Raw genomic sequence first — 25,256 nt, 5'->3', positions numbered from 1 at the left:
GCTCGCCCGGCCCGCCATATATCCAGCTGGTGCGGAACCGATCCGCATTTCGGAGCGAACCATGAATTGGCTCACCAACGTCGTCCGGCCGAAGATCCGCAACATCCTGCGGCGCGAGACGCCGGAAAACCTCTGGATCAAGTGCCCGGATTCCGGGCAGCTCGTGTTCTACAAGGACGTCGAGGCCAACCAGTTCGTGATCCCCGGCTCGAACTACCACATGCGCATGGGCGCGGTGGCGCGGCTGAAGTCGATTTTCGACAACGAGACCTGGTTCGACGTCGCGCTGCCCGAGGTGACGGCGGATCCGCTGAAATTCCGCGACGAGCGCAAATATGTCGACCGTATCAAGGACGCCCGCACCAAGACCGGGCTGAACGACGCGATCAAGGTCGGCTACGGCAAGTTAGAAGGTGCCGGCGTCGTGGTCGCCGTGCAGGATTTCGATTTCATGGGCGGCTCGCTCGGCATGGCCGCCGGTGAAGCCATGGTGCGCGGGCTCGAACTCGCGGTCGAGAAGAAGTCGCCCTTCATCGTGTTCGCCGCATCCGGCGGCGCGCGGATGCAGGAAGGCATCTTGTCGCTGATGCAGATGCCGCGCACCACCGTCGGCGTGCAGATGCTGCGCGAGGCGCGCCAGCCCTACATCGTGGTGCTGACCAATCCGACCACCGGCGGTGTCACCGCGTCCTATGCGATGCTCGGCGACATCCAGATCGCCGAGCCCGGTGCGCTGATCGGCTTTGCCGGCGCGCGCGTGATCGAGCAGACCATCCGCGAGAAGCTGCCGGACGGCTTTCAGCGCGCCGAATATCTGCGCGAGCATGGCATGGTCGACATGGTGGTGCACCGCCACGAGATGAAGGCCACGCTGGCGCGGCTGTGCCGCCTGCTGACCAAGGCGCCGGCGCTCGAATCCGCATCGAAGCCCAAGGCCGCGGTCACCGAGCCGGCCCAGATCGTCACGGCGCCTGAGACGGTGCCGGCCGCGCCGCACGCGTGACCGCAAGCGCCACCTCACCGCAAGCCTCGTTCGAGGCGTTGATCGCGCGGATATCGGCGCTGCATCCCAAGCGCATCGATCTCAGCCTCGATCGCATGCGCGGCCTGATGGAGCGGCTCGATCATCCCGAGCGCAAGCTGCCGCCGGTGATCCATGTCGCCGGCACCAACGGCAAGGGCTCGACCATCGCCTATCTGCGCGCGATTCTCGAAGCCGCCGGCCTGCGCGTGCACGTCTTCACCTCGCCCTATCTGGTGCGGATCAACGAATGCTACCGGCTGGGCGCCGTCGGCGGCGGCAAGCTGGTCGGCGACGAAGAGCTGCGCGAGACGTTCGAGCACTGCGAGCGCATCAACGCCGATAGTCCCATCACCATCTTCGAGATGGAAACGGCGGTGGCGTTCTGCCTGTTCGCCAAGCATCCGGCCGACGTCGCATTGCTCGAGGTCGGGCTCGGCGGCCGGCTCGATTCGACCAATGTGGTCGAGGCGCCGCTCGCCTCGGTGATCACGCCGGTCAGCATGGACCACATGGAATTCCTCGGCGACAATCTGACGGCAATCGCCGGCGAGAAGGCTGCGATCATCAAGCGCAAGGTGCCGGTGGTGTGTGCCGAGCAGGCGCCGGATGCGATGGCCGTGATCGAGGCGCAGGCGAACCGCATGCGCGCGCCGCTGCATGCGGCCGGCCAGCAATGGCATGTCGGCGTCGAGCGCGGCCGGCTGGTCTATCAGGACGAGCGCGGCCTGCTGGATCTCGCCGCGCCAAAACTGTTCGGCCGGCACCAGTTCGACAATGCGGGCCTTGCGATCGCGACCCTGCGCGCGATCGACGCATTCAAGCTCAACATCGCGGCCTTTGAAGCCGGCATCGTCAATGCGGAATGGCCGGCGCGAATGCAGCGGCTGGTTTCCGGCACTCTCGTCGGACAGGGGCCGCAGGGCTCCGAGGTCTGGCTCGACGGCGGACACAATGCCGAGGGCGGCCGCGTCGCGGCGGCTGCGCTCGGCGATCTGGAGGAGCGCGTGTCGCGGCCGCTGGTGGTGATCGTCGGGATGATGGCCAACAAGGATGCCGACGCATTCCTCGCCAATTTCGCCGGACTGACCCGCCACATCATCGCGGTCCCGGTGCCCGGCCGCGACAACGGCATGGCGCCGGACAGGCTGGCGGACGCCGCGCGCGCGCTCGGCATGCGGGTCGAGATCGCTGATGGCGTCGCCGCCGCCTTGCGGCGGCTTGCTGCGCTGGCCTACGAGGTGCCGCCGCGCATCCTGATCACGGGCTCGCTGTATCTGGCCGGTCCCGTGCTTGCGGCCAACGGCACGCCTCCTGCATAACAGGTGACGCGTCCCGGATGCGGTGCGCATGAGGGAGGACGAGCATCATGCGTTTTGCTGCGATCGCCGACATCCACGGCAACCATCTCGCGCTCGAAGCCGTACTGTCGGACATCCGCGCGCAGGGCATTTCCGACATCGTCGACCTCGGCGACATGGTGAGCGGGCCGCTCGACGCCCGCCCCACCATCGATACGCTGATGGCGCTCGATGCGGTCCATCTGCTCGGCAATCACGACCGCTACCTGATCGACCGCCCGCATGAGAAAATGGGCTCCTGGGAGCGGCTGACCTATACCCAGCTCGAGCCGCGGCATCTCGACTGGCTGCGCACGCTGCCGGCGAATTCGATCTATCGCGACGAGGTTTTCCTCTGTCATGCAACGCCCCAGGATGACGAGACCTACTGGCTCGAGACGGTGCTGCCGGGCGGCGAAGTCTGCATGTCCCCGCTGGAAGCGATCGAGGCGAGAGCGGCCGGCGTGCCGCAATCGCTGATCCTCTGCGCACACACGCATACCGCGCGCGCCATGCGACTTCGCGACGGCCGGCTGATCGTCAATCCCGGCAGCGTCGGCTCGCCCGGCTATCGCGCCGGCAAGCCGCATCCGCATGTCGTCGAGGCCGGTTCGCCCGATGCGCGCTATGCGATCCTCGAACAGGTCGATGGTGGCTGGGACGTAACCTTCCGCCACATCCCCTACGACCACGCAGCAATGGCGGCGCTGGCGCGGCAGCACGGCCAGGCCGAACTCGCCTCGGCGCTGGCGACGGGATGGATTCGCTGACTTGCCTAATGGATATGCGCCTCATCCGAGACGCCGACATGCTCGCGATAGACCATCTCCCAGCCCTTCCAGCCGGTGAACAGCAGGATCAGGACCACGATGAACGATAGCGCGAGACCGGTCGGCACGATGGCGGATGCGCCGTGCTCGAAGCGCAAATACCAGTTGTAGAGCGCGATCAGCACCGCGATGACATTGCCGCCGGCGTGCTGCCATGCATCGGAAAGATTGCGGACCTGATCGTCTCCGAGGAGATCGATCACGCCGGCGATGGCGGCGAGCGCGGCCATGATCAAGCCGATGCCAAGCAGCCAGAGCGAGGCGCTGGCCCAGAAGTCAGTGCCCGTCTTCCAGAAAGCGAGATCGGCAACGAAGGTCAAAACAAAGCATACGACTGGAAATGGAATAAGCATCGGATGGATAGGATGTCCCGCGACCTGCGCGGTTGATCTGGGGTTCGACATGGGTCCCTCCTGAGGGCCATTTGATCCCTCAACATCGACTGCCTGTCCGGGTTCCTATTCGCTGCACCGCAACGGCAGTGCCGTTATCCCCTCAACAGCTTCATCGGGTCGGCCGCCTTCTGCTTCAGTTGCTCGAACGAGCATTGCTTCGGCGCCTTGTCCGGACGCCAGCGCAGGATCGAGGTGCCGTGGCGGAAACGATCGCCACTGAAATGGTCGTAGCAGACCTCGATCACGAGCTTCGGCTTCAGCGGACACCATTGCGCCGAGCGCTCGGTCGACCACCGGCTCGGGCCGCCCGGCGCATTCCCGGTAAAGCCGGGCTTTGCAATCAACGGCTCGAGACGGTCGGTGAGCGCCGCCTTGTCCTGTTGCCTGATTGCGGAGGTGAAGCCGACATGATGCAACAAGCCGTCGTCGTCATAGAGGCCGAGCAGCAGCGAGCCGACCACTTGACGGTCGCCGATCCTGTTGGTGGCGTAGCGAAAGCCGCCGACCACACAGTCGGCGCTCCCAAACCTCTTAATCTTCTGCATGCCGTCGCGATTGCCGGCCTGATAGGGCAGGTCCAGGCGCTTGGCGATTACGCCGTCGAAGCCGCCGCCGGATCGCGCCAGCCATTTCCTGGCAAGCGCGTAGCTCGTCGTCGCGGGAGATAGCCGAAAGCTGGAATTGGATTTCAATTGCGACTTGGCGAACGCCTCGAGCTGCGGTCGTCGTTTGCTCAAGGGCTGGCCGGAAAGCTTCTTCATGGTTGGCGCGGCCAAGAGATCGAACGTCAGAAACAAGGCGGGCGTTTCCTGTGCGAGCCGCGTCACCCGGCTGGCGGCAGGATGGATGCGCTGCAGGAGATCGTCAAAGGAGAACGTTCGGCCGTGCGGCACCACGATCTCGCCGTCGAGCACGAACGATCTGGCCTTCACGTTCAGCGCCGCGGCGACCAGCTCCGGGAAGTAGCGGGCGAGGTCTTCGCCGGATTTCGAGCGCAGGTCGACTTTGCGGCCTTCGCGTTTCAGCAAGCAACGGAAGCCGTCCCACTTGGGTTCGTACTGCCACTCCTTGCCGCGCGGGATGGCATCGACCGAGCGCGCCTCCATCGCAACGAGCGGCGTGGACCTGGAAGCGGGCTTTTGACGCGGGGAGGGCAAGTGCCGGGACCTTCAAACGCAACACACACGGTCCCAACGCAAACGGCCGGCGAATCCGCCGGCCGTGCACGAATTTATTAATCAGAAGAAGCGGGATCAGACCGCAGCAGTGATCCACTGCTGCAGCTTGGCCTTCGGCGCGGCGCCGACCTGACGGGACGCCATCTCGCCGCCCTTGAAGATCATCAGGGTCGGGATCGACATCACGCCATACTTCGATGCGGTCTTCGGGCTCTCGTCGACGTTGAGCTTCACGATCTTGACCTTGTCGCCCATCGCGCCGGAAATCTCATCGAGAGCGGGCGCGATCATGCGGCAGGGGCCGCACCACTCGGCCCAGAAGTCGACGACCACCGGCCCGGTCGCCTTGAGCACTTCGGCTTCGAAATCGGCGTCAGAAACCTTGCCAACGGCCATGTGAGTACCTCGTTCGGTTGAGACAAAAGGGCGCGGTTGGGAATCGCGCCCGGGAGCATGGGTCAAACCTATGAACGCCCCCTTGCCGGGTCAAGCTTGCTCACGCCGACATGAACTTATGCCAGGGCGGCGTCCAGCGCGGGGGCGGAAATCTCCATGATTTCAGTCGTTTCGGTCCAGAGCAGGGCGGCCCGCACCGGCAGCTGGGGATAAAGCCTGGCGAGCACCGCGCGGTACAGCGCGAGCTGCCGGACGTAGCCCCTGGGCGCCTCGGCTGCCGTCCTGGGCGGAGCGTGGTTGGTCTTGAAATCGACGATCAGGACGTCGGTCGGCGTCACCACCAGGCGGTCGATCTGGCCCGACACCAGCGCCTTCGGCTGGCCCGGCCGCTCCAGCCGCCCGACGATCGAGACCTCGGCGCGGCTGCCGGGCGCGAACACGGCGGCAAAGCGCGGATCGCCGATCAGGCCGAGCACCTGATCGGCGAGCGCGACCTGCTCCTGTTCGCTCCAGCCGTCGGCATTGCGCGCGAGGAAGCCGAGCGCGGCGGCGCGCCGCCGCTCGAGGGCGACGTCGGGCAGCGACTGCAGCAGCCGGTGCACCAGCGTGCCGCGTTGCAGGGCGCGGGCACGCAGCAGCACCGATTCGCCGGTTCGGATCGGATGGCTGTCGTCATCAGCCGGATCGGACGGACGCAGCATGCTCGCCGCCGATGCTTCCGGTGCGGCCGCAGCACGCAGCCAGGACGGCAATGCGATCGGCACCGCGGCCGCCGACGCAGTCGCACCGGTGAGATCGGCGACGTCATCCGGCCGCGAATAGCGCATCACCTTGCCGCCTGGCGTCTCCAGCTCCTCGAGCTTGAGCCCGGAATTGGCGAGCCCCTTGGTGATCAGATCGTACCAGGACGATTTCCGCACCGTGTTCATGTTGCCGGGCATGCAGCCGCCGACGATCAGCCGGTCGGCGGCGCGGGTCATCGCGACATAGAGCAGGCGGCGATACTCGTCCTCGGTGTCGCCGAGCATCGCCTTGCGCGCCTCGGCGACGCCGGGCGGATCCTCGGCCTTCTTGCCGGCCCACACCACGACGCCGGGCGCGTTCGGCGCGGCGTTGCCCTGCGGCAGATGGATCAGCCGCAGCCGCTGCGTGTCCGACGGCGAGGTCGTGGTGTCGACCAGGAACACCACCGACGCCTCGAGGCCCTTGGCGCCGTGCACGGTCATGACGCGGACCTCGTCGCGCGAAATCTCCATGTCGCGCTTCACTTCGGTGTCGGCGGCGCGCAGCCAGGCGACAAAGCCCTGCAGCGAGGCCGGCGCCTTGCGCTCATAGCTCAGCGCAAGCTCGAGGAACTCGTCGAGCGCGTCGTTCGCCTCATGGCCGAGCCGGCGCAGGATGCGCGCCCGCCCGCCATCGCCGCCGAGCAGCCAGGCGTAGAACGCGAACGGCGTCTCCTGGGCGAAGCGGCGCTCGCATTGTTCGAGACGGCGCAGCGCGGCCGAAAATTGCTCATCGGTCGGCGCCTGCGCGGCCAGTGCCTCGCGCAGCGAGCCGCGACGCTGGTACGCCAGCTTGAACAGATCGTCGTCGTCTAGGCCGAACAGCGGGCTCTTCAGCGCCACCGCGAGCGCGAGATCGTCCTGCGGCAGCAGCAGCGCGTCGGCGAGGTTCATCAGGTCGATGATCGCGATGTGCTCGGTCAGCTTCAGCCGGTCGGCGCCGGCGACCGGGATGCCCGCGTGCTTCAGCGCCTGGATCACCGCGTCGAAGGCGTTGCCGCGCCGCCGCACCAGGATCAGCATGTCGCCGTAGCTGAGCGGCCGCCGTCCACCGGCGCTGCCGGTCATGGTGCCGCTGGCAACGAGGCGCTTGATCTCGGCCTGGATGCGCCGCGCAAGTTTCACCTCGGGGCTGGTCACCGAGACGCCGTCGAACGGCGCGCGCCAGCCCTCGATGTCCTGGCGATCGTCGGCAACCGCGAGATCCCAGAGCTCGATCAGGCTGGGGCCGGCATCGGCCATCGCGTTGTGGATCGGGTAGCCGTTCTCGACCGCATGAATGCTGCGGAAGATCTCCTGCTCGCGGAACACATGGTCGACCGAGTGCAGGATCACCGGCCCCGAGCGGAACGAATAGGTGAATGACACCGGGTCGAATTTCAGCCCGGCCTCCTCGAACCGCCGCTTCAGCTCGCGCCGGCGCAGGTCGAATTCGCGCGGCGCCGCGCCCTGGAACGAGAAGATCGACTGCTTCTCGTCGCCGACCGCGAACACGGTGCGCACCAGGCCGTCGCGCGCGCCGGCGCCGGAGGTGAATTCCGAGATGATGTGCGCGACGATGTCCCATTGCCGCGGGCTGGTGTCCTGCGCCTCGTCGATCAGCACGTGATCGACGCCGCGGTCGAGCTTGTAATGCACCCAGCCCGACGAGACGCGGTCGAGCATCGCCAGCGTCTTGTCGATCAGATCGTCATAGTCGAGCAGGCCGCGTTCCACCTTCTCGCGCCGATAGTGCGCGGCGGCCGCGGTCGCGATGTGGATCAGCGCCTCGGTGCGGTCGCGCGCGACCACGGCGCGGCGGCGTTCGATCAAGGGACCGAGCCGATCGATCTCCGCCTCGAACCGATGGCCCGCGACCGCATTCTTCTTGATGAAACTGTTGGTGACGACAGACGCGCGCGGGGCGCGTTCATCGGTCAGGAAGACGCCGAGATATTCGTCGACCTGCGCTGCACCGGTGAAGGTCAGCGCGCTCCGCAGCCGTTCGGCCTGCTTCTGATCCGCCTTGCTGCTGGTATCGAGCAGCGTCGCCATCTCCTTCCAGCTCGCGCGCGGCAGGTTCGGCCCGTCGACGATCTCGCGCTCGACCTCCTCGATGCGATCATCGGCGGAGACGCCGAGCGCGGCCGACATCTGCGCTGCGGCGACCGCGGCGTTGCCGGCGGCATCGGTCCAGGCCATGAAATGGTCGCGGCTGAGGCAGGCCTCGCGGACCACCTCCTTGAAAGTGACGTCGGCGGCATTTGCCATCGCCGTCCGCAGCGCGCGGCCGATCGGACTGTCGGGAATCCGCGAGGCTTCGAGGAACACCGCGAGATTGGCGCGCTCCATCATCTCGTTCTGGTCGCGGTCGTCGAGCACGGCAAAGCGCGCCGGCACGTTGGCCTCGAACGGAAACTGCTGCAGCAGGCGGGTGCACAGCGCGTGGATGGTCTGCACCTTCAAGCCGCCGGGGGTCTCCAGCGCGCAGGCAAACAGTTTGCGCGCCTCGCGCCGCAGCGTGGCGGAAGGATGGGCAATGCCGGCCTCGCGGATCGCGGCGTCGAGCCCGGCGTCGTCGAGCGTCACCCAATGGCCAAGCGTCGTGAACACGCGCTCGGCCATGTTCGCCGCCGCGGCCTTGGTGAAGGTGATGCAGAGGATCTTTTCCGGCGGCACGCCCGACAGCAGCAGCCGGATGACGCGCTGCACCAGCACGTGGGTCTTGCCCGAGCCGGCGTTGGCCGACACGAAGGTCGACGCTTTCGGATCGGACGCGCGCGCCTGCGCGTCGCGCACGGCGGGCGGAATCGGACGGGGCGCCTTCACCATTCCTCGATCCCCAGGCCGCCGGCGGCGGACCATTCCTTGATGCGTGCGAGGTCGTCATAGGCGCCGTAGCGGTTCGCCCACATCGAGAGGTTCAGCGAGGTGTAGGCCTGCTGCTCGTCGTCGAAGGCGCGGATCAGGGCCTCGAGCTTGCGCCGCGCGCTGTCGGCGGCCTCATCGGGCGGCTGCGGCGTGTCGTTGGTCTTGATCTTCAGCTCCAGCGAACGCTGCTCGCCCGGCGGATTGTTGCCGCTCAGCCTGACATAGACGAGGTCGCCGACCGAGGAGTCGGCCGGGATGTCGGCGAAGCCGCCCTCGCGCAGGATCGCGGCTTCCAGGGTGAGCTGCGGCGACAGGCCCATGCGCACCTGCTTGCCAGTCGGCGGCTGGCCGGTCTTGTAGTCGAGGATCGCAAAGCTGCCGTCATCGCGCCGCTCGATGCGGTCGGCGCGCGCCGAGAGCGTGAAGGTCCTGGCATCGTCGAGCGGGATGCCGATCTCGCCGCGGATCTCGGCCTTGATGGCCTCGATCTGGCCGCGCCGGGCCTGCTCCCATTCGGCAAACCATGTTGCGATGCGCTGGAAGCGCGGCCACCACAGCGCTCGCGCCTCGGGCCGCTCCATCAGCGGCGCAAAATATTTGGCCCCGATCTCGCGCAACGTGAGCAGGGTGTTGGCAGGCAGCGCGTCGGCATAGACCTGCGTGAACTCGCCGAGCGCCTCGTGGATCGCCGAGCCGCGATCGGCCGCCGACAACGGCATGTCGACGGGGTCGAGCGGATCGAGCCGCAGGATGTAGCGCGCATAGATCGTGTAGGGATCGCGCAGCCAGTCCTCGATCGCGGTGACAGACATCTTCAGCGGACGTGCCTCGCGCGGCGGCCGCGGCTCCGGCTGCGGGATCGGCTCGACCTTGTCGGGCCGGTCGAGCTCGGCGGCATATTGCACGTAAGTTTCGCCGGCCGATGTCGCGGCCTTCCAGCGCGCCTCGCCGGCGACCGCTTCGAGCCGATGCAGGAAGCGCGAGGCGACCGCCGGCGCACCGCCGACTTTTGCGGCGTGGGTGAGGATCACCTCGTCATGGCCGAGCAGCTGCGCAAAGTCGTGCGCGGAAAGCCCGATACGCCGCTCGGGAAGATCGAGCCCGAGCTCGTGCCGCATCGGCCGGCTCAGCCACGGATCGATCCGCGGCGCCGGCGGCCAGACGCCCTCGACCAGGCCGCCGAGGATGACGCGATCGGATTCGGTGAGACGTGCTTCGAGCTGGCCGAAGATGTTGAGCTGCGCGCGCGCCGATTCCGGCCGCCGCACCATGCGGTCGGCGAACGCGGTCTGGAACACCTCGGGATAATCGGCGAGCGGCGTCATCAGCCCGCTCGGCTGCTGCTTGGCGAGCAGCTCGTCGAACGCAGACGCCAGCGACGCACCGGCGCGCTCCTCGAACACGACGGCAACGCCGTTCTGGTCGCCGGACAGCGCGATCAGGGCCTCGCGGTGGCGCGCGGCCAACTCCGCGAAATCATAGGGTTTTGACGACGCCATGCCTTCGAGCGGCGCCAGCGCCGCCTGCAATCTGGCGATCAGGTCCTGCGCCCGGTTGAGCTCGTTGTCGCGCAGCCGGGCGCGCGGCTCCATGGCGTGCAGCGACGAGGTCTCGCCGCCGTGCAGTTTGACCAGCTCGGCGCGGAAGCGCGCGAAGTCGCGGGCGAGGCCGCCGGTCCCGGCTTGCGGCCGCGTGCCGCGGAGCAGCGCGATCTCCAGCACCTCGATCGCGCGCCGCAGCGCGCCACGCGAACCGCCGAGCCGGAACAGCGGATGCTTGAGCAGCGCGAGCAGCGTCGGCGGCTCCAGCCCCTTGGCCGCCGCCTCCGCGGTCAGGCGGGCGAACACGCCGGCCGGCGTCTCGATCAGCGCATCGCCGCCGGAATCGTCGAACTCGAGCTTCCAGCGCGTCAGCGACGCCATCACGCGGCGCGCCAGCGCGCGATCCGGCGTCACCAGCGCGGCCGATTTGCCGAGATGCCGCGCCTCGCGCATCGCAACCGCGATCGCCAGCGCCTCCATTTCCGGATTGGGCGCCTCGACCACGGTGAGGTTGGTCATCCCGGCGGAAATCCGCGCCACGATCTCCGGCCGTTCCAGCCGGTCGTGCCACTGCGCGGTCGCGGTCGAGGGACGCATCGTCTCCGACACCAGCACCTCGCGGCCGAGCGGCGCCGGCTCGGCAAGGCTCTCGACGTCGCGGCGCGTGATGCCGAAGCGGTCGAGCAAGGCGTGCATCGCGAATTGCGGATGGTTCGACGAGGGCGGCGTTACGAACCTGCCGTCGTCGCCGCGCTCGCCGCCGATCGTGTCCCAGGAGTCCTCGTCGAGATCGGTGTCGAGCCCGGGCAGCACCACGGCACCGTTCGGCAGCTTCGCCACCGCGTGCAGGAATTTCGCCGTCGCCGGCATCGAGCCGGTCGAACCGGCCGCGATCACCGGGCCCGCGTGGTGCGCGGTCAGCCGCGCCGCCTCCGCCTCGATCAGCAGATCGCGGCGCGCGGCGGGTTCGATCCGGCCGATCTCCTTGAGGTAGCTGGGCCAGGCGTCGCGCGCGATGCGCAGGAAGTCGAGCGAGTGCTGCCAGTATTTGTCGAGCTGGTCCGGCACCAGGCGGTCGAGCGCGCGCCAGTCGACGCGGCGCGTCACCATGTCGTCCATCAGCCGCGCCAGATCGCCGGCGAGTTGCAGCGTCGAGGCCGGCCCGCCGACCACCAGCGGCGCCGATACCGGCGTCTTCGCCCAGGCGGCGACCAGATGCGCCAGCGTCAGCCGGCGCTCGAGCTCGCCCAGCCTTGGCGGAATCTCCAGCGGCGCGGCGCCGCCGACGTCCTCGCTTTGGTCGGCGAAGGCGAGTTCGTCCTCATCGATGTCGCCAAGCGCGACGATGCGCGGCAGCACGGCGGCGTCCGACTTGAGCACATCGAGGAAGATTTCCCGCGCCAGCCGCCCGGCACGGCGGGTCGGCAGATACAGCGTGGCGTTGGCGAGCCTTGCCGGATCGCTCTGCGCCTCGAATCCCGCGACCAGCCGGCCATCGACCAGCGCCGAGATGACGGTCCGCAGGAACGGCGCAGAAACGGGAACACTGAAGACGCGCATGGGCTGCCTGATTCGAATCCGGCGCCAATATAGGGAGCGGCGACCGTCGTTAGCCACCCCTGTCGGAGAACCGTCACCGCTCAATATCGCAATCGGCCGGCGCAGCGATCGGCGGCATCCAGGAACCAGCGCAGCGCCGGATCCCGGGCGGCGCGGCTCGTATGGATCAGGTCGATCGCGAAGGCGGGGATGTCGATCGGCGGCGCGACGACGGCAATGTCGGCCAGATGCGTGAAGCGCCGGGCGATGCGCTCGGACATCGTGGCGATCAGATCGGTGCCGACCACGGCGAACGGAACGGCCACCACATGCGCAAGCGTCACCGCCACCCGTCGCTTCAGTCCATGGCGCGCCAGCAGCGCGTCGATCACGCTCGGCAGGCCATCGCCGCCGGCCGCCGAGAACAGCGCGTGCGGCAAGGTCGCGTAATCTTCCAGACTGAGGCGCTCCGATCGGTTCGTGCGCGTGGTATCGCGGACGCAGACGAAGCGTTCCTCGAACAGCCGGTGCCGGACACAGCGCGGCGAGTCCGGCAGGTGCCCGCCGATCAGGGCATCGAGCTCGCCGCGCTCCAGCTTCGCCAGCGCCACCGTCGCATCGGTGAGCGGGCGCACCGCAAGGTCAATGCCGGGCGCTTCGATGCGCAGCAGCCGGGTCAATTCCGGCACCACGACGAGATCGCCGTAGTCGGTCGCGGCGATGGTGATGCGCCGTCGCGCGATCGCCGGATCGAAGCCCTGATCGGGCACCAGCGCGCTCCGGATTTGCCGCAGCGCGTCGCCGATCGGCCCGGCCAGCGCCAGCGCCTTTTCGGTCGGCTGCATGCCCGCGCCGGCACGCAGGAACAGTTCGTCCGCAAACAGCGCACGCAGCCTTCGCAACGCGCTGCTCATGGACGGCTGGGCGAGCCCGATGCGCTCGGCCGCCCGGGTGACGTGGCGCTCCTCCATCAGCGCTTCGAAGGCGACCAGCAGGTTGAGATCGACGGCGGATAAATTCATTATAGCAATAATGCTTATAAGAATAATCGATTTCAACAATGATTTGCCCCGGCCTATGCTCATTGGCCGGACATGACGACGGGACCCAGGAATTTGGCGAGATTTGCGAGGCTGGTGCCAAGCGGGCCGACACTGCTGATCATCGGCGTGCTGGCAGGATTGGCTTTCCCCGCCTTGGCGGACGGCGCCCGCCCGCTGATGGCGGCGGCGATCTTCGTCCTGGTGCTCGGCACCTTCCTCCAGGTCGACGGCACGGCGTTCCGGCGCGCGTTGCAGCGGCCGCTGGTCTGGCTGCTGTTGCCGGCGCTGGCCATGCTGGCGAGCCCGCTTGCAGTCGGCCTTGCCGCGCGCGGCGCCGGCTTTCGACCCGAGCTGATCGTCGCATTGGTGCTGTCGGTGTGTGCGCCACCGTCGAGCGGCACGGCGGCCGTCGCGCGCATGCTCGGCTTCGATGCGACCATTCCGCTTGCCGTGACGCTGCTGTCGATGGCGCTGGCGCCGGTTACCGTGCCGCTGATCGCCGCGGGATTTGCCGGTCTCGCGCTCGATCCGCTGGCGCTTGCGACGCGGCTGGTCTTCCTGGTTGGCGGCGCCGGCGCGTTGGCGTTGCTGTTGCGCCGTCAGGCCGCTGCACGATTGGTGCAGCATGCGCGCATCATCGACGCGCTCGTGCTGGCCTCGCTGCTGCTGTTCGCGATCGCCACCATGGCCGGGGTGCGCACCCAGATCGAAGCGCAACCGGCCGCCGCGTTCACCTGCGTCGGCCTTGCCTTCGCCTGCAATCTTGCCCTGCAATTGTGTGGCGCGCTGCTCACGCCGGGCAATCTGGCTGCACGGCTGACAAGTGGCCTCGTTCTCGGCAACCGCAATGTCGGACTGGTCTGGTCGGCGATGGGCGCCGCGGTGTCGCCGATGACGGCGTTGTTCTTCGCCGCCACGCAGTTTCCGATCTATATGACGCCGCGGCTGATCGAGATGCTTGTTCGCCGCGAGCGCAAGGAGAATGCCTCACCATGAGCGCGACGATCCTGACCGAAGACCTCGCCGTCCGTTTCGCGCGCATCGCGCTCGGCCATGTCACGCGCGAATATCCGAACAAGCCCGATCACGTGCTGGCGGGGCCGCAGGATGCGCGCACGCCGCGCGAGCTGCATCCGGTGTTCTTCGGCAGCTACGACTGGCATTCCTGCGTCCACAGCTACTGGATGCTTGCCCGGTTGCTGCGCCGCTATCCCTCATCCGAGGCGGCGGACGATATCCGCGCGCTGTTCGACGCGCAGTTCGTTGCGGAGAAGATCGCGGCCGAATGCAGCTATCTCGCCGCCCCGACCGCGCGCGGCTTCAAGCGGCCTTACGGCTGGGGCTGGCTGTTGAAGCTCGCCGCAGAGCTCTCGCTCGTCGAGAACACCAACTGGCGCGATCGGATCGCTCCGCTCGCCGAGATCTTCGCGCAGCGCTACCGCGATTTCCTGCCGCTCGCCACCTATCCGGTGCGGGTCGGCACCCATTTCAACACCGCGTTCGGACTGCGCATGGCAGCCGACTACGCCGCGGTGACACAGGACGATGCGCTCAGTGCGCTGTTGCGCGACACAGCGCTGCGCTGGTACGGCGCCGATCAGGACTGCCCCGCCTGGGGTGAGCCGAGCGGTGATGACTTCCAGTCGTCCGCGCTGATCGAAGCGGAGTGCATGCGCCGGCTGCTGGCACCGGGTGACTTCCTGCCCTGGTTCGACCGCTTCCTGCCGCGGCTCGAGCTGCGCGAACCCGCAACCCTGTTCCGGCCCGCCACGGTCACCGATCGCTCGGATGGCAAGCTGGCACATCTCGACGGGCTCAATCTCAGCCGCGCATGGTGCTGGCGGGCGCTGGCCGGTGCGTTGCCGGCGGCCGATGCGCGCCGTCCGATCCTGCAGGATGCCGCGCGCCGGCATCTCGACGCCGGCCTGCCGTATATCGCCAGCGACTATATGGGTGAACACTGGCTTGCGAGCTTCGCGGTGCTCGCGATCGACGCCGATGGCTGACGAAGGCGCCGCCTACGCGACGCTTTCCAGGTAAGCTTCTTCCGCAGCCTGGATCGCGTCCGGAGTGCCGACATGCATCCAGACGCCGTCGAGGCGCAGGCCGAACAGCCGCTCCTGCTCGTTGGCGCGGTCGAACATCTTGGTCAGCGAGAACTCGCCGGCCGGCGCGTCGGCGAACAGCGCAGGCGACATGATCGCGGCGCCGGCATAGACGAACGGCACCACCTGGTGCTCGCGCCGCTTGCGCAACGCGCCATCCGGCAACATCGAATAGTCGCCGCGCCCGCCATAGCCGATGCTCGTAGCGGTCGGCGCCATCAGCAGCAGGATATCCATCCGCGCGGGATCGAAGGTTTCCGCGAGCCGCGCCAGATTGGAGCGCACGCCGTCGATCCACATCGTGTCCGCGTTCAGATGATAGAACGGCGCATCGCCGAGCAGCGGCAGCGCCTTCACTACCGCGCCGCCGGTGCCGAGCACCTGGTCGCGCTCGTCGGAGATGATCACGCGCGGACGGCTGCGGGGCTTGACGTGCTCGATGATCTGGTCAGGCAAATAGTGCACGTTCACGACCGCTTCGCTGACGCCGGCGCCGGCGAGCTTGTCGAGCACATGGTCGAGCAGCGGCTGGCCGGCGACGCTGACCAGCGGCTTCGGCATCGTGTTGGTCAGGGGGCGCATGCGCACGCCGAGGCCCGCAGCGAGCACCATGGCTTTATGGGGAGTGACGGGCATCTTCCGGATATTCTCGGTCATCATCTCTCATGCGCCGATCATATCACGGCGATTCGGCAAGCACATCAATCAGACGCCATAGTCACGAGACATGACGGCCGCAAGACGGCAATGACGACCCTGGCCTAGACGTCGGCAGCTTGCGTGCCGCGTCTGGCGGTTTTCTTCTTCTTGTCGCCTTGTTTGAGAAAGTTGACGCCGATCTGGTCGCCATTGACCCATGCCAGCTCGCAGCGGCGATAGGCCAATCCTGTGGACGACAGCAGCAGAAAGAACTCCTTCAGGTTCAGGCCCTCGACCGAGCCGTCGACGGAGAGCTTGGCGCCCGTCTCCGACACGTCTTCCATGGTGCAGTCGCGCCGCCAGGTGCCGTCGATGCCCATCATGTGCGCTGCTATGCCGCGCTCAAACGTGACACGATCGCCCTTGCGTCGTTCCGTCCCCATCGTGTGGTCCCGCTCCAGATCCGGCCGCGCCATGGATCAGGTGCGGGCTCCGCAACCTTAGGGGAGGCCAGGCTAACAACCCGTAAACTACGGTACTGGAGGAGGGACGTTGGCTTTGTACCAGATGCGGAAGCTGGTCAGCGCGGGGTGAGCCAGCGACCGCTCGAGATAGGTCCAGATCCGCGGCTGGTGCTTGAGATATTGCGGCTTGCCGTCGCGGCGGTTGAGTCGCGCAAAGGTGCCGAGCAGGCGGGTGTTGCGCTGCGCCGACATGATCGCATAGAGCTCGGCGAAGCCGGCCGGATCGAAGCTTTCATCGGTCGCGCGCCGCGCCTTGATGTAGCGGGTCAAGAGCGACAGCTCGAGCTGCTCGGGCACATCGATCCGGGCATCCTGCAGCAGCGACACCACGTCATAGGCCGCGGGGCCGAGCAGCGCGTCCTGGAAATCGATGACGCCGACGCGCAGGATGCCGGTGCGTTCGGCAAGCCAGATGATGTTCGGCGAATGGAAGTCGCGGATCACCCAGGTCTGCGGTGCGGCTGCGGGCTTCTCCAGCAGGCCGCGCCACATCCCGAGAAATTCGGCGCGAAGCTCCTCGCTCGGCTGCGCGCCGCGGTCTGGCAGGTACCATTCCAGCATCAGCCCGATCTCGATCAGCCAGGCGTCGATGTCGAACACCGGGATGTCGTAGCTCTCGTCCGACGTCAGCGGCAATTGCTCCGGCAGCACCTCGCGGTGCAGCGCCGCCAGCATGTCGACGGCGGCCTCGTAACGCTCGGCGATCGGCTGCGGTGGGTCGCCCTCGATGACGCCCTCGGCGCCGAAATCCTCGGTGATAAGGAAGCCGGATCCGAGATCGATGTGACGGATCGCGGGCGCCGAGAAACCATGCTTGCGCAGGCCGTTTCCGATCGCGACGAACGGCCTGACGTCTTCGGCGAGATGCACCGCTGCGCTGTAGGACTGGCCGCTGTAGATCGCCGGGCCGTCGGGACGGCGCGGCGAGTTCATCAGGATGACGGTGCCGTCGTCGTTGCGCAGCCGCGCATAGGAGCGCGTCGAGGCATCGCCCGGCATGCGTTCGCGCCGGGCATTGAGAAAGCCCGCGCGGTCGAGGAACTGGCGCAGCTCGTTGAGCCGCGCGACCTTCGCCGCGCCCTTGCCATGGCCGGTGATCTCGGCCGCGCGTGCCGCCGATCCGAGCGCCGGGCGATGGCTGAACGCGATATCGATGCGGTCGGCGGGCATCGCGTCGGGCGCGCGCTCCGGCCACTCGATCAGCGCCACGATGTCGTCGGGCAGCGGCGACAGCCCGATCTCCTCGAGCTCGCCGGCGTCGTTGATGCGGTAGAGGTCGGCATGAACCAGCGGAAACGACGGCAGCTCGTAGCTCTGCGCCAGCGTGAAGGTCGGGCTCGGTACCTCCAGCGCGTCGTCGTCGGCGAGATAGCGGATCAACGCGCGCGCGGCCGTGGTCTTGCCGGCGCCGAGATCGCCGGACAGCGTAATGACGTCGCCGGCGCCGATCAGCAGCGCGAGGTCGGCCATCAGCTCTGCTGTCGCGGTCTCGTTCGCGAGTGCCACCGAGAATGTCGAGGTCGCCGTCATTCAGCAGCGTTGCGGTGTGCGGTCTGGTCGATCGGGAAGTCGCAGGTCACGGTCGTGCCGTGGCCTACGGTCGAATCGACGCGCACCCGTCCGCCATGGAGTTCGACGAAGGAGCGGACCAGCGACAGGCCAAGGCCCGCGCCGCGGTGCCGCGAGCCGTGCGAATGGCTCTCGAACCAGTTGAACACCTTGTCGCGCATCTCCGCCGGAATGCCGGGACCGGCGTCGGTCACCGCAAACACCACGCTGTGCTCGGTGCGGTGGGCGCTGATCGTGACGGTGGCGTCGTGCGGCGAGAAGCCGACCGCGTTGGCGAGCAGATTATACAGCACCTGCACCACGCGCCGCTCGTCGCCGACAAAGGCGCCGATGTCGGGCTCGATATCGACCTTGAGGGTGATGCGGTCGGTCGCGAGGCGATCCTGGATGCCTTCGGCGGCGGCTTCGATCGCCTGGCCGATATTGACCGGACCGAGCTCGAGCTTCATCGCGCCGGCGTCGATGGTGGCGAGATCGAGAATGTTGTTGGTGAGCGCCAGCAGCGCGTTGGTCGATTTGGTGACGTAGTCGAGATATTCGGCCTGCTTCGGCGTCAGCGGTCCGGTCGAGGGATCGCTGAGGAAATGCGCGAAGCCGATGATGGTGGTGAGCGGTGCGCGCAGCTCGTAGGAGACGTGGTGGACGAAATCCACCTTCATCTGGTCGGCGGCTTCCAGCGCCTCGTTGCGCTCGCGCAGCGCCCGCTCAACATTTTCGGTGTCGGTGATGTCCTGGAAGGCGAGCAGGGTCTTGCCGTCGGGCAGCGGGATGGTCATGCAATTCAGCACGCTGCCGTCCTTGCGCTCGAGCTTGAGCGCGACCTGGGCGCGGTTCTCGATCGCGGTGATCTGCTCGCGCAGCGTCCGCCAGGTCAGGGCGTCGTCGAACAGCGGCCGGCACAGTGCTTCCACCGCCTCGATATGCGGCTCGCCCTGCAGCGCGTCGGCCGGCAGCTTCCACATCTTGGCGAAGGGCGGGTTGAACAGTTCCGCGCGGCCGTTGCTGCCGAACACCGCGACCGCCTCGCCGAGATTATCCAGGGTCTCGCGCTGCACCCGCGTCAGGCGGTCGTAGCGGCGCGCGAGGTCGAGGCTCTCGGTGACGTTGTCGAACAGATAGGTGACGCCGCCCTCGAGGTTCGGCGTGGTGACGACGCTGATGGCGCGGCCGTCGGGCAGGAACCAGGTATAGGTTTCGGATTCGACCGCGCGATAGGCCTCGTGCAGCTTGGCCTTCCAGGCGCGGAAATCCGGCTGCTCGGGCAGCTTGCGGTTGGCGCGCAGCCGGTCCAGCACGCTGGAATCGTCGGGGTTGCCGTCGAGGAAAGCCTGATCGAGGCCCCACAGCCGCCGATAGGACTCGTTGTAGAAGGTGAGCCGCCGGTCGGCATCGAACACCGCGACGCCCGAGGACAATTGGTCGAGGGTACGCCGGTGCGCTTCGACCATCCGCGCGATCGCCGCGCGCAACGCCGCAGCTTCGCTGGCGTCGATCGCGATGCCGGCGCTGCCGCCGGAGAGCTTGAGCGCCTGCACGTCGTAGATCCGCCGCTCGCCGCTGACGACGATCGGCAGCCGCGCGGCATAATTGGCATTGTCGTTCAGCGCGCGGGTCAATTCGCCGCGCTGGTCGCTTTCGAGCAGTTCGAGATTGCGCTGCAGCGCGTCCGACACGCTCTTGCCCTCGGTGGCGCGGACATAGGCCGCGTTGGCATAGCGCAGATTGCCCTCGAGGCTCTTCGCCCAGATCGGCCATGGCGCGGCGGCGGCGAAATCGCGCAGCAGCTCGGTTTCCTCCTGCAGCGCCTTGTAGCGCAGGTTGGACTCGGCGAGCTCGCGGCGCAGGCCGCCGAGCTCGCGGATCCGCACGATGGCCTGGCCGCCAATCGCGCGGCCCATCGCCTCGATGGCACGGCCGGCCGAGGTCGAGAGGTTGAGCAGGAACGCCTCGCCCTTCTCGCGCAGCGCGTCGACGGCGTGATCCATCTGCAGCGCCGGCTCGGGCGGCAGCCAGGTTCCGAAGGCGAGGACGCGTTGCGGCGATCCTTCCTGCGACATCACCAGCGAGATGTCGCCCGAGATCTGTGGCCGGTTGTCGCCCGCGGCCCAGGAGATCAGGACCTGCGGCTCGACGAACAGCAGCGCGCGCAGCCGGTCCGATTGCGCCTGCAGGTCCGTGATCTCGGACTGCAGCTGTTCCTCGTTCCTCGTCGCGCGCACGCGGGTGCGCATCAAGAGGATCGCGGCGACGGCCGAGAAGCCGACCAGCGCAAGCGACGTCGCGAGGACCGCGACCTCCTGGTGATTGAAGCCGAAATGATCCGACATCGCCTGGGCGACCGGGCTCTCGGCGGCAAACGCGGTGCGGGCTGGCAGCAATGCGGTGATGGCGAGCCCAATCATGCCGTCGCGCGCCAGTGAGGTGCATGACAGCAGGGTTCGACGCATTGCCGCGACTACGCCCGACATATGTTGCCCCAGAACGCACAAACCTTAAGGCATGATCCGGAAAAGAGGAGACCGGTGTTCCCTCACGGCAAACGTACGACGTTTGTCCGCCGATCATGCCCAAGCAGGACCAGACAGCCCGACGAAGACCCCCCGTCGTGCTCGAATCAAGACAGAATAGTCCCAACGGGACTCGGCGAGTAAGAGTCCAGACCGTGAACGCAGAATCCCCTGTGAAAAAATGCCGCCGGGTGGGGCGGATTTTACGCGAATTGACTCCGTATTGGTGCGGAGAGCGCGCACGAAGCGTGATCTTCCCGAGCTCGTCCGCACACTTGTCCGATGCGAAGGCGCTTGGCTCCCTCTCCCCGTTCTTACGGGGAGAGGGTTGGGGTGAGGGGCCGTCTCCGCATATCCGGTGATAGCTGCGTTCGCGGAGACTCCCCCTCACCCGGAACGCATCTGACGATGCGTTCCGACCTCTCCCCGCACGCGGGGCGAGGTGAAGTGGCGCCGCCGCTCGAGTGAAGTCGTCGCGCACTAGCGTCCGGTCGAGCCGAAGCCGCCGCTGCCGCGCCCGGTCGCCGGCAGCACGTCGACCGGAACCAGCTCGGCCCGTGTGACCGGCGCGATCACCATCTGCGCGATACGCTCGCCGCGCCGGATCGAGAACACCTCATGGCCGTGGTTGATCAGCAGCACGTTGATCTCGCCGCGATAGTCGGCGTCGATCGTGCCGGGCGAGTTCAGCACCGTGACGCCGTATTTGGCGGCAAGGCCGGAGCGCGGCCGCACCTGCGCCTCGTAGCCCGGCGGCAGCGCGATCGTCAGTCCGGTCGGAACCATCTCGTAGCGGCCCGGGAGCAGCAGCAGCGGCGCCGACTGCGGCACCGCCGCGAGCAGGTCGAGCCCGGCCGCGTCGGCGGTCTGATAGATCGGCAGCAGGAGATCGGCGCCGTGCGGCAGTTGATGGACTTCGACCTTGATGGTGGCGCTCACGATGCGGTTCCTACGGCTCTAGAGCATGATCCGATTGAATCGGATCATGCTCTAATCCTTTTGTTTGGTCGCGTTTTCTTGACGCGAACCGGTGACCACTTCGCTCGAAAACGCTCTTGCGATGCGCGACACCAGCGCGGTCGCGACTTCCTCCTTGGTCATGACAGGCCAGGAGTCGACGGTGACGTCCTTGCCCTCGCGCGAGAGCAGGTGAACGGTGTTGCGGTCGCCGCCCATCACCCCGGTTGCCGGCGAGACGTCGTTGGCGACGATCCAGTCGCAGCCCTTGCGCGCGAACTTCGCCTTGGCGTTCTCGATCAGATGCTCGGTCTCGGCGGCGAACCCAATCACCAGCGGCGGCCGCTGCTCCTTCAGCTTGGAAATTGTCGCGAGGATGTCGGGGTTCTCGACCAGCTGCAGCGGCGGCATGCCGGCCGCGGTCTTCTTCAGCTTCTGGCTGCCCTCGGTGGCGACCCGCCAGTCGGCGACCGCGGCGGCGAAGATCGCGACGTCGACCGGCAGCGCCGCCTCGACCCGGTGCAGCATGTCGCGCGCGGACTCCACGCGCATGACCGAAATGCCCTGGGGGTCGTCGAGCTCGACCGGGCCGGTCACCAGCACCACCTCGGCGCCGGCGGCGCGCGCGGCGGCGGCGATGGCAAAGCCCTGCTTGCCGGACGAGCGGTTGGCGATGTAGCGGACCGGATCGATCGCCTCATGGGTCGGGCCCGCGGTGATCAGCACCCGCTTGCCGGCTAGCGGACGTGGCTGCGGCGGGCGCAGCATGCGGTCGGCGGCGGCGGCGATCTCGGTCGGCTCGGCCATCCGGCCGACGCCGGCCTCGCCGGCTTCCGCCATCTCGCCCGCATTGGGGCCGACGGTGTGGACGCCGTCGCGGCGGAGCTGCAGCACGTTGCGGCGGGTGGCCGGATTGTTCCACATCAGCGGGTTCATCGCCGGCGCCAGCAGGATCGGCCGGTTGGCCGCCAGCAAGGTGGCGGTGGCGAGGTCGTCGGCATGGCCCTGCGCCATCTTGGCCATCAGGTCGGCGGTCGCCGGCGCCACCACGATCAGGTCGCAGTCCCGCGCCAGGCGGATATGGCCGGCGTCGAACTCACTCTCGGCGTCGAACAGGTCGGTGTAGACGCGCTCATGCGACAGCGCGCTGGCGGCGAGCGGGGTGACGAATTGCTGGGCCGCCCTGGTCAGCACGCAGCGGACCTGGATGTGCCGTTCCTTGAGTCGCCGGATCAGATCCAGCGCCTTGTAGGCCGCAATCCCCCCGCCGATGATCAGGGTGACGCGCGGCTCGCCGGCCACGCTGGCGGCCCGTGGAGCAGGGGCTGCCACTGTCGCGGAACCTGGGCCGGGCGCCTCGGAGGGCTCCGTACCGCCGTCTGCGAGGTCCCGGAGGATCACCCGGACCTCCTCCTCGACCGAGCGGCCGTTCCTGGCGGAGCGCAGCCGCAGATAGGCCTTCAGCGTGTCGTCGAGTTTGCGGATGGTCAGGCTGGCCATGGCGTGCCCTCAGGCATCATGCTCAAATAAATATGATAGCGATGCTATCACATGGTGCATGCATTGCAATCAGTGTGCCCGGATCGCGAAAAAGATCGCGATGGAGGCGATCGCAATGACCCAGAGGCCGACGGTCTGCACCCGCGCCTTGCGGGCCTCGGCGCGGGCCATTTCGTCGATCGAGTCCGAAGACAGCATGTGGCCCTCCAGCGTCATGGTCTCCAGCTGCTCGAGCACCGTGACGGCGCGGTTGGCGATCGACGGCAAGTTGGCGAGGATGCGGCCGAGCTCGCCCGCGCCTGAGATCGCGCCCTGGATGCGGCCGGCCGGGCCGAGATTCTGCGTGATCCATTCGCGCACCACGGGGTCGGCGATCTTCCAGATGTCGAGCTTCGGGTCGAAGCCGCGCGCCACCCCCTCGACCACCACCATGGTCTTCTGCAGCAGGATCAGCTCGGGGCGCGTCTGCATGTCGAACAGGCCGGTGACCTCGAGCAGAAGCGTCAGCAGCTTCGCCATCGAGATTTCCTCGGCGGTGCGGTTGTGGATCGGCTCGCCGATCGCGCGGATCGCCTGCGCGAAATTCTCCACCGAATGGTGGCCGGGCACGTAGCCGGCCTCGAAATGCACCTCGGCGACGCGGCGATAATCGCGGGTGATGAAGCCGAGCAGGATCTCGGCCAGGAAGCGCCGCTCCTTCAGCCCGAGCCGTCCCATGATGCCGAAATCCACGGCAACGAGCCGGCCGGCCTCGTCGAGGAACAAATTGCCGGGATGCATGTCGGCATGGAAGAAGCCGTCGCGCAGCGCGTGGCGCAGGAAGCTCTGGATCACCTTGCGGCCGAGATCGGGCAAATCGACCTTGGCCTGCGCCAGCCGGACGTGATCGTTCAGCGCGATGCCGTCGATCCACTCCATCGTCAGCACGCTGTGCGCGGTGCGATCCCAATCCACCGCGGGGACGCGGAAGTCCGGATCGCCGCGGGTGTTCTCGGCCATCTCGGACAGCGCGGCCGCCTCGAGCCGCAGATCCATCTCCATCGCGACCGAGCGCGACATCGTGTTGATGACCTCGATCAGGCGCAAGCGCCGCGCCTCGGCGGAATGCGCCTCGGCCTTGTGCGCGACAAAGAAGAAGTCGCTGAGGTCGCGGCGGAAGCGCGCGGCGACGTTGGGCCGGAGCACCTTGACCGCAACCTGATGCCGGACCCCGTCGCGCTCGATTTCGCCGCGATGCACCTGCGCGATCGAGGCCGCGGCAACCGCAGGGCCCAGATGCACAAAGGCCTGCGGCAGCGGCCGTTCCAGCGATTGCGTGATGACGGTTTCGGCCGCTTCCTGCGCGAACGGCGGCAGCCGGTCCTGCAGGGCTTCGAGATCGCGCGCCATCGCCACGCCGACCACGTCGGGCCGGGTGGCGAGGAATTGCCCGAGCTTGAGATAGGCCGGTCCGAGCCGCGTCAGTGCGCGCGACAACCGCGGACCTGACTTGGCGGAGCGGCGCTCGATCAGCCGCGCCAGCTTCAGCGCGAGCTGCCCGGGCGGCGGCACCAGCGCGGGATCGACGACGCCGAACACGCCCTCGCGCGCAAACACGAAACCGGCGCGGGCGAGGCGCGTGATGTGGGTCAGTGCAGAGATCACAAACGCCAGCCCGAATGCAGCGCCACGATGCCGCCGGAGAGGCTCTGCCACTTCACGCGGGCAAAGCCGGCGGCGCCGATCATCTCGGCGAACGCGTTCGGCCGCGGGAATTTGCGGATCGACTCGACGAGATATTGATAGGACTCGGCGTCACCGGTGACGGCGCGGCCGAGCGGCGGGATCACCTTGAAGGAAAACAGATCGTAGATCTTGTCGAGGCCGGGCACGTCGACGGTGGAGAATTCCAGGCACAGGAAGCGGCTGCCCGGCTTGAGCACGCGATAGGCCTCGCGCAATGCGAGGTCGATCTGCGGCACGTTACGGATGCCGAATGCGATGGTGTAGGCGTCGAACGCGCGGTCGGCAAAACCCAGCGTTTCGGCGTTGCCCTCGACGAACGACACCCGGTCATCGAGGTGCTGCTTCGCGGCGCGCTCGCGGCCGACGGCGAGCATGTCGGCATTGATGTCGCAGACCGTGGCATGAAAGCCCGCGCCCGCGGTCTTGGCGGCCCGGAACGCGATGTCGCCGGTGCCGCCAGCGACGTCGAGCAGCGCGAACGGCCGGTCGCCCTTCGGCGGATCGAGCATCGTGATCATGACGTCCTTCCAGGCCCGGTGCAGGCCCGCCGACATCAGATCGTTCATCAGGTCGTAGCGGGACGCCACGCTGTGAAACACGTCGTTCACCAGCGTCTGCTTCTCGCCCAGGGGCACATCCCTGAAGCCGAAATGGGTGGTTTGATCCGGCCGATCCATCACTCAGAACTCTTACCCTTTTTGGTCGCGTTTTCTTCACGCGAACCGGTAGCCGCTTGGCTCGAAAAACGCTCCAGCCAAACCATAGCGCGGCGGCCGCAATGGCGCTATCACGTCACTTCCAAAAGGTGAATGCCT

19 protein-coding genes are annotated in these 25,256 nt (G+C 67.5%); 5 read left to right on the top strand and 14 right to left on the bottom strand.

The genetic code is table 11. The features are described from left to right. Nucleotides 1-61 precede the first annotated feature (61 nt). The 3 genes from accD to J2R76_RS27225 all read left to right on the top strand — a co-directional run bounded on the left by accD (nucleotide 62) and on the right by J2R76_RS27225 (nucleotide 3,131). Entirely contained in the window at nucleotides 62-1,003 is a 942-nt protein-coding gene (gene accD / locus J2R76_RS27235; protein ID WP_057020415.1) for an acetyl-CoA carboxylase, carboxyltransferase subunit beta, read from the top strand. Nucleotides 1,004-1,098: 95 nt separating this feature from the next. After that, nucleotides 1,099-2,343 carry a folylpolyglutamate synthase/dihydrofolate synthase family protein gene (locus J2R76_RS27230; RefSeq protein WP_253626091.1) on the top strand — a complete coding sequence of 415 codons (1,245 nt, stop codon included), beginning with the start codon at nucleotides 1,099-1,101 and terminating at the stop codon, nucleotides 2,341-2,343. Between the two features lie 47 nt (nucleotides 2,344-2,390). Then, nucleotides 2,391-3,131, top strand: coding sequence for a metallophosphoesterase (locus J2R76_RS27225; RefSeq protein WP_253625205.1), 741 nt, complete (start codon nucleotides 2,391-2,393; stop codon nucleotides 3,129-3,131). A 5-nt stretch (nucleotides 3,132-3,136) separates the two neighbouring features. Here the strand turns inward: J2R76_RS27225 and J2R76_RS27220 are convergent, their stop codons facing one another. From J2R76_RS27220 to J2R76_RS27195, 6 genes are all read right to left on the bottom strand, one after another. Beyond that, nucleotides 3,137-3,595, bottom strand: a complete 459-nt coding sequence (locus tag J2R76_RS27220; protein ID WP_076833804.1) for a DUF2231 domain-containing protein — start codon at nucleotides 3,593-3,595, stop codon at nucleotides 3,137-3,139. 83 nt (nucleotides 3,596-3,678) lie between these two features. Next, nucleotides 3,679-4,743 carry an ATP-dependent DNA ligase gene (locus J2R76_RS27215; RefSeq protein ID WP_256521255.1) on the bottom strand — a complete coding sequence of 355 codons (1,065 nt, stop codon included), beginning with the start codon at nucleotides 4,741-4,743 and terminating at the stop codon, nucleotides 3,679-3,681. A 96-nt stretch (nucleotides 4,744-4,839) separates the two neighbouring features. Further along, nucleotides 4,840-5,160: a thioredoxin gene (trxA, locus tag J2R76_RS27210; RefSeq protein WP_016847387.1), complete on the bottom strand. Its 321-nt coding sequence runs from the start codon at nucleotides 5,158-5,160 to the stop codon at nucleotides 4,840-4,842. Nucleotides 5,161-5,276: 116 nt separating this feature from the next. After that, nucleotides 5,277-8,753: a double-strand break repair helicase AddA gene (gene addA / locus J2R76_RS27205; protein ID WP_253625203.1), complete on the bottom strand. Its 3,477-nt coding sequence runs from the start codon at nucleotides 8,751-8,753 to the stop codon at nucleotides 5,277-5,279. Continuing rightward, the gene (gene addB / locus J2R76_RS27200; RefSeq protein WP_076833810.1) at nucleotides 8,747-11,893 is read right to left on the bottom strand and encodes a double-strand break repair protein AddB; all 3,147 of its coding nucleotides are present in this window, start codon (nucleotides 11,891-11,893) and stop codon (nucleotides 8,747-8,749) included. Before addB ends, addA begins: the two co-directional genes overlap by 7 nt. An 80-nt stretch (nucleotides 11,894-11,973) precedes the next feature. Continuing rightward, a complete protein-coding gene (locus tag J2R76_RS27195; protein WP_076833811.1) occupies nucleotides 11,974-12,894 on the bottom strand; it encodes a LysR family transcriptional regulator in 921 nt (306 codons plus the stop codon). Nucleotides 12,895-12,987: 93 nt separating this feature from the next. On the opposite strand from J2R76_RS27195, the gene J2R76_RS27190 reads away from it, so the two are divergent. Together J2R76_RS27190 and J2R76_RS27185 are read left to right on the top strand one after the other, a co-directional pair. Next, complete coding sequence (locus tag J2R76_RS27190; RefSeq protein ID WP_244558982.1) at nucleotides 12,988-13,911, top strand: hypothetical protein; 924 nt, start codon at nucleotides 12,988-12,990, stop codon at nucleotides 13,909-13,911. Next, complete coding sequence (locus J2R76_RS27185; protein WP_076833815.1) at nucleotides 13,908-14,921, top strand: DUF2891 domain-containing protein; 1,014 nt, start codon at nucleotides 13,908-13,910, stop codon at nucleotides 14,919-14,921. Before J2R76_RS27190 ends, J2R76_RS27185 begins: the two co-directional genes overlap by 4 nt. A gap of 12 nt (nucleotides 14,922-14,933) precedes the next feature. Here the strand turns inward: J2R76_RS27185 and J2R76_RS27180 are convergent, their stop codons facing one another. The 8 genes from J2R76_RS27180 to ubiE form a co-directional block, all read right to left on the bottom strand. Further along, a complete protein-coding gene (locus tag J2R76_RS27180) occupies nucleotides 14,934-15,656 on the bottom strand; it encodes a nucleotidyltransferase family protein (protein WP_057020444.1) in 723 nt (240 codons plus the stop codon). A gap of 125 nt (nucleotides 15,657-15,781) precedes the next feature. Continuing rightward, entirely contained in the window at nucleotides 15,782-16,102 is a 321-nt protein-coding gene (locus J2R76_RS27175) for a PilZ domain-containing protein (RefSeq protein WP_028337556.1), read from the bottom strand. Nucleotides 16,103-16,189: 87 nt separating this feature from the next. After that, nucleotides 16,190-17,713, bottom strand: coding sequence for a tRNA (adenosine(37)-N6)-threonylcarbamoyltransferase complex ATPase subunit type 1 TsaE (tsaE, locus tag J2R76_RS27170; protein ID WP_076833817.1), 1,524 nt, complete (start codon nucleotides 17,711-17,713; stop codon nucleotides 16,190-16,192). Then, on the bottom strand, nucleotides 17,710-20,220 hold the full coding sequence (locus tag J2R76_RS27165; protein ID WP_076833818.1) for a PAS domain-containing sensor histidine kinase: 2,511 nt from the start codon (nucleotides 20,218-20,220) through the stop codon (nucleotides 17,710-17,712). The genes tsaE and J2R76_RS27165 overlap by 4 nt, the downstream gene beginning before the upstream one ends. A 519-nt stretch (nucleotides 20,221-20,739) precedes the next feature. Beyond that, entirely contained in the window at nucleotides 20,740-21,198 is a 459-nt protein-coding gene (gene dut, locus J2R76_RS27160) for a dUTP diphosphatase (RefSeq protein ID WP_076833820.1), read from the bottom strand. A gap of 51 nt (nucleotides 21,199-21,249) precedes the next feature. Further along, the gene (coaBC, locus tag J2R76_RS27155) at nucleotides 21,250-22,716 is read right to left on the bottom strand and encodes a bifunctional phosphopantothenoylcysteine decarboxylase/phosphopantothenate--cysteine ligase CoaBC (RefSeq protein ID WP_076833822.1); all 1,467 of its coding nucleotides are present in this window, start codon (nucleotides 22,714-22,716) and stop codon (nucleotides 21,250-21,252) included. A gap of 69 nt (nucleotides 22,717-22,785) precedes the next feature. Further along, a complete protein-coding gene (gene ubiB, locus J2R76_RS27150) occupies nucleotides 22,786-24,360 on the bottom strand; it encodes a 2-polyprenylphenol 6-hydroxylase (RefSeq protein ID WP_076833825.1) in 1,575 nt (524 codons plus the stop codon). Beyond that, nucleotides 24,357-25,118: a bifunctional demethylmenaquinone methyltransferase/2-methoxy-6-polyprenyl-1,4-benzoquinol methylase UbiE gene (ubiE, locus tag J2R76_RS27145; RefSeq protein ID WP_057020427.1), complete on the bottom strand. Its 762-nt coding sequence runs from the start codon at nucleotides 25,116-25,118 to the stop codon at nucleotides 24,357-24,359. The genes ubiB and ubiE overlap by 4 nt, the downstream gene beginning before the upstream one ends. Nucleotides 25,119-25,256: the final 138 nt, after the last annotated feature.

This window comes from Bradyrhizobium sp. USDA 4532 (assembly GCF_024171315.1).
Taxonomy (GTDB): domain Bacteria; phylum Pseudomonadota; class Alphaproteobacteria; order Rhizobiales; family Xanthobacteraceae; genus Bradyrhizobium; species Bradyrhizobium australafricanum.
Note: the sequence above shows the minus strand (reverse complement) of the source record. Positions and strands in the feature narration are given on the sequence as shown.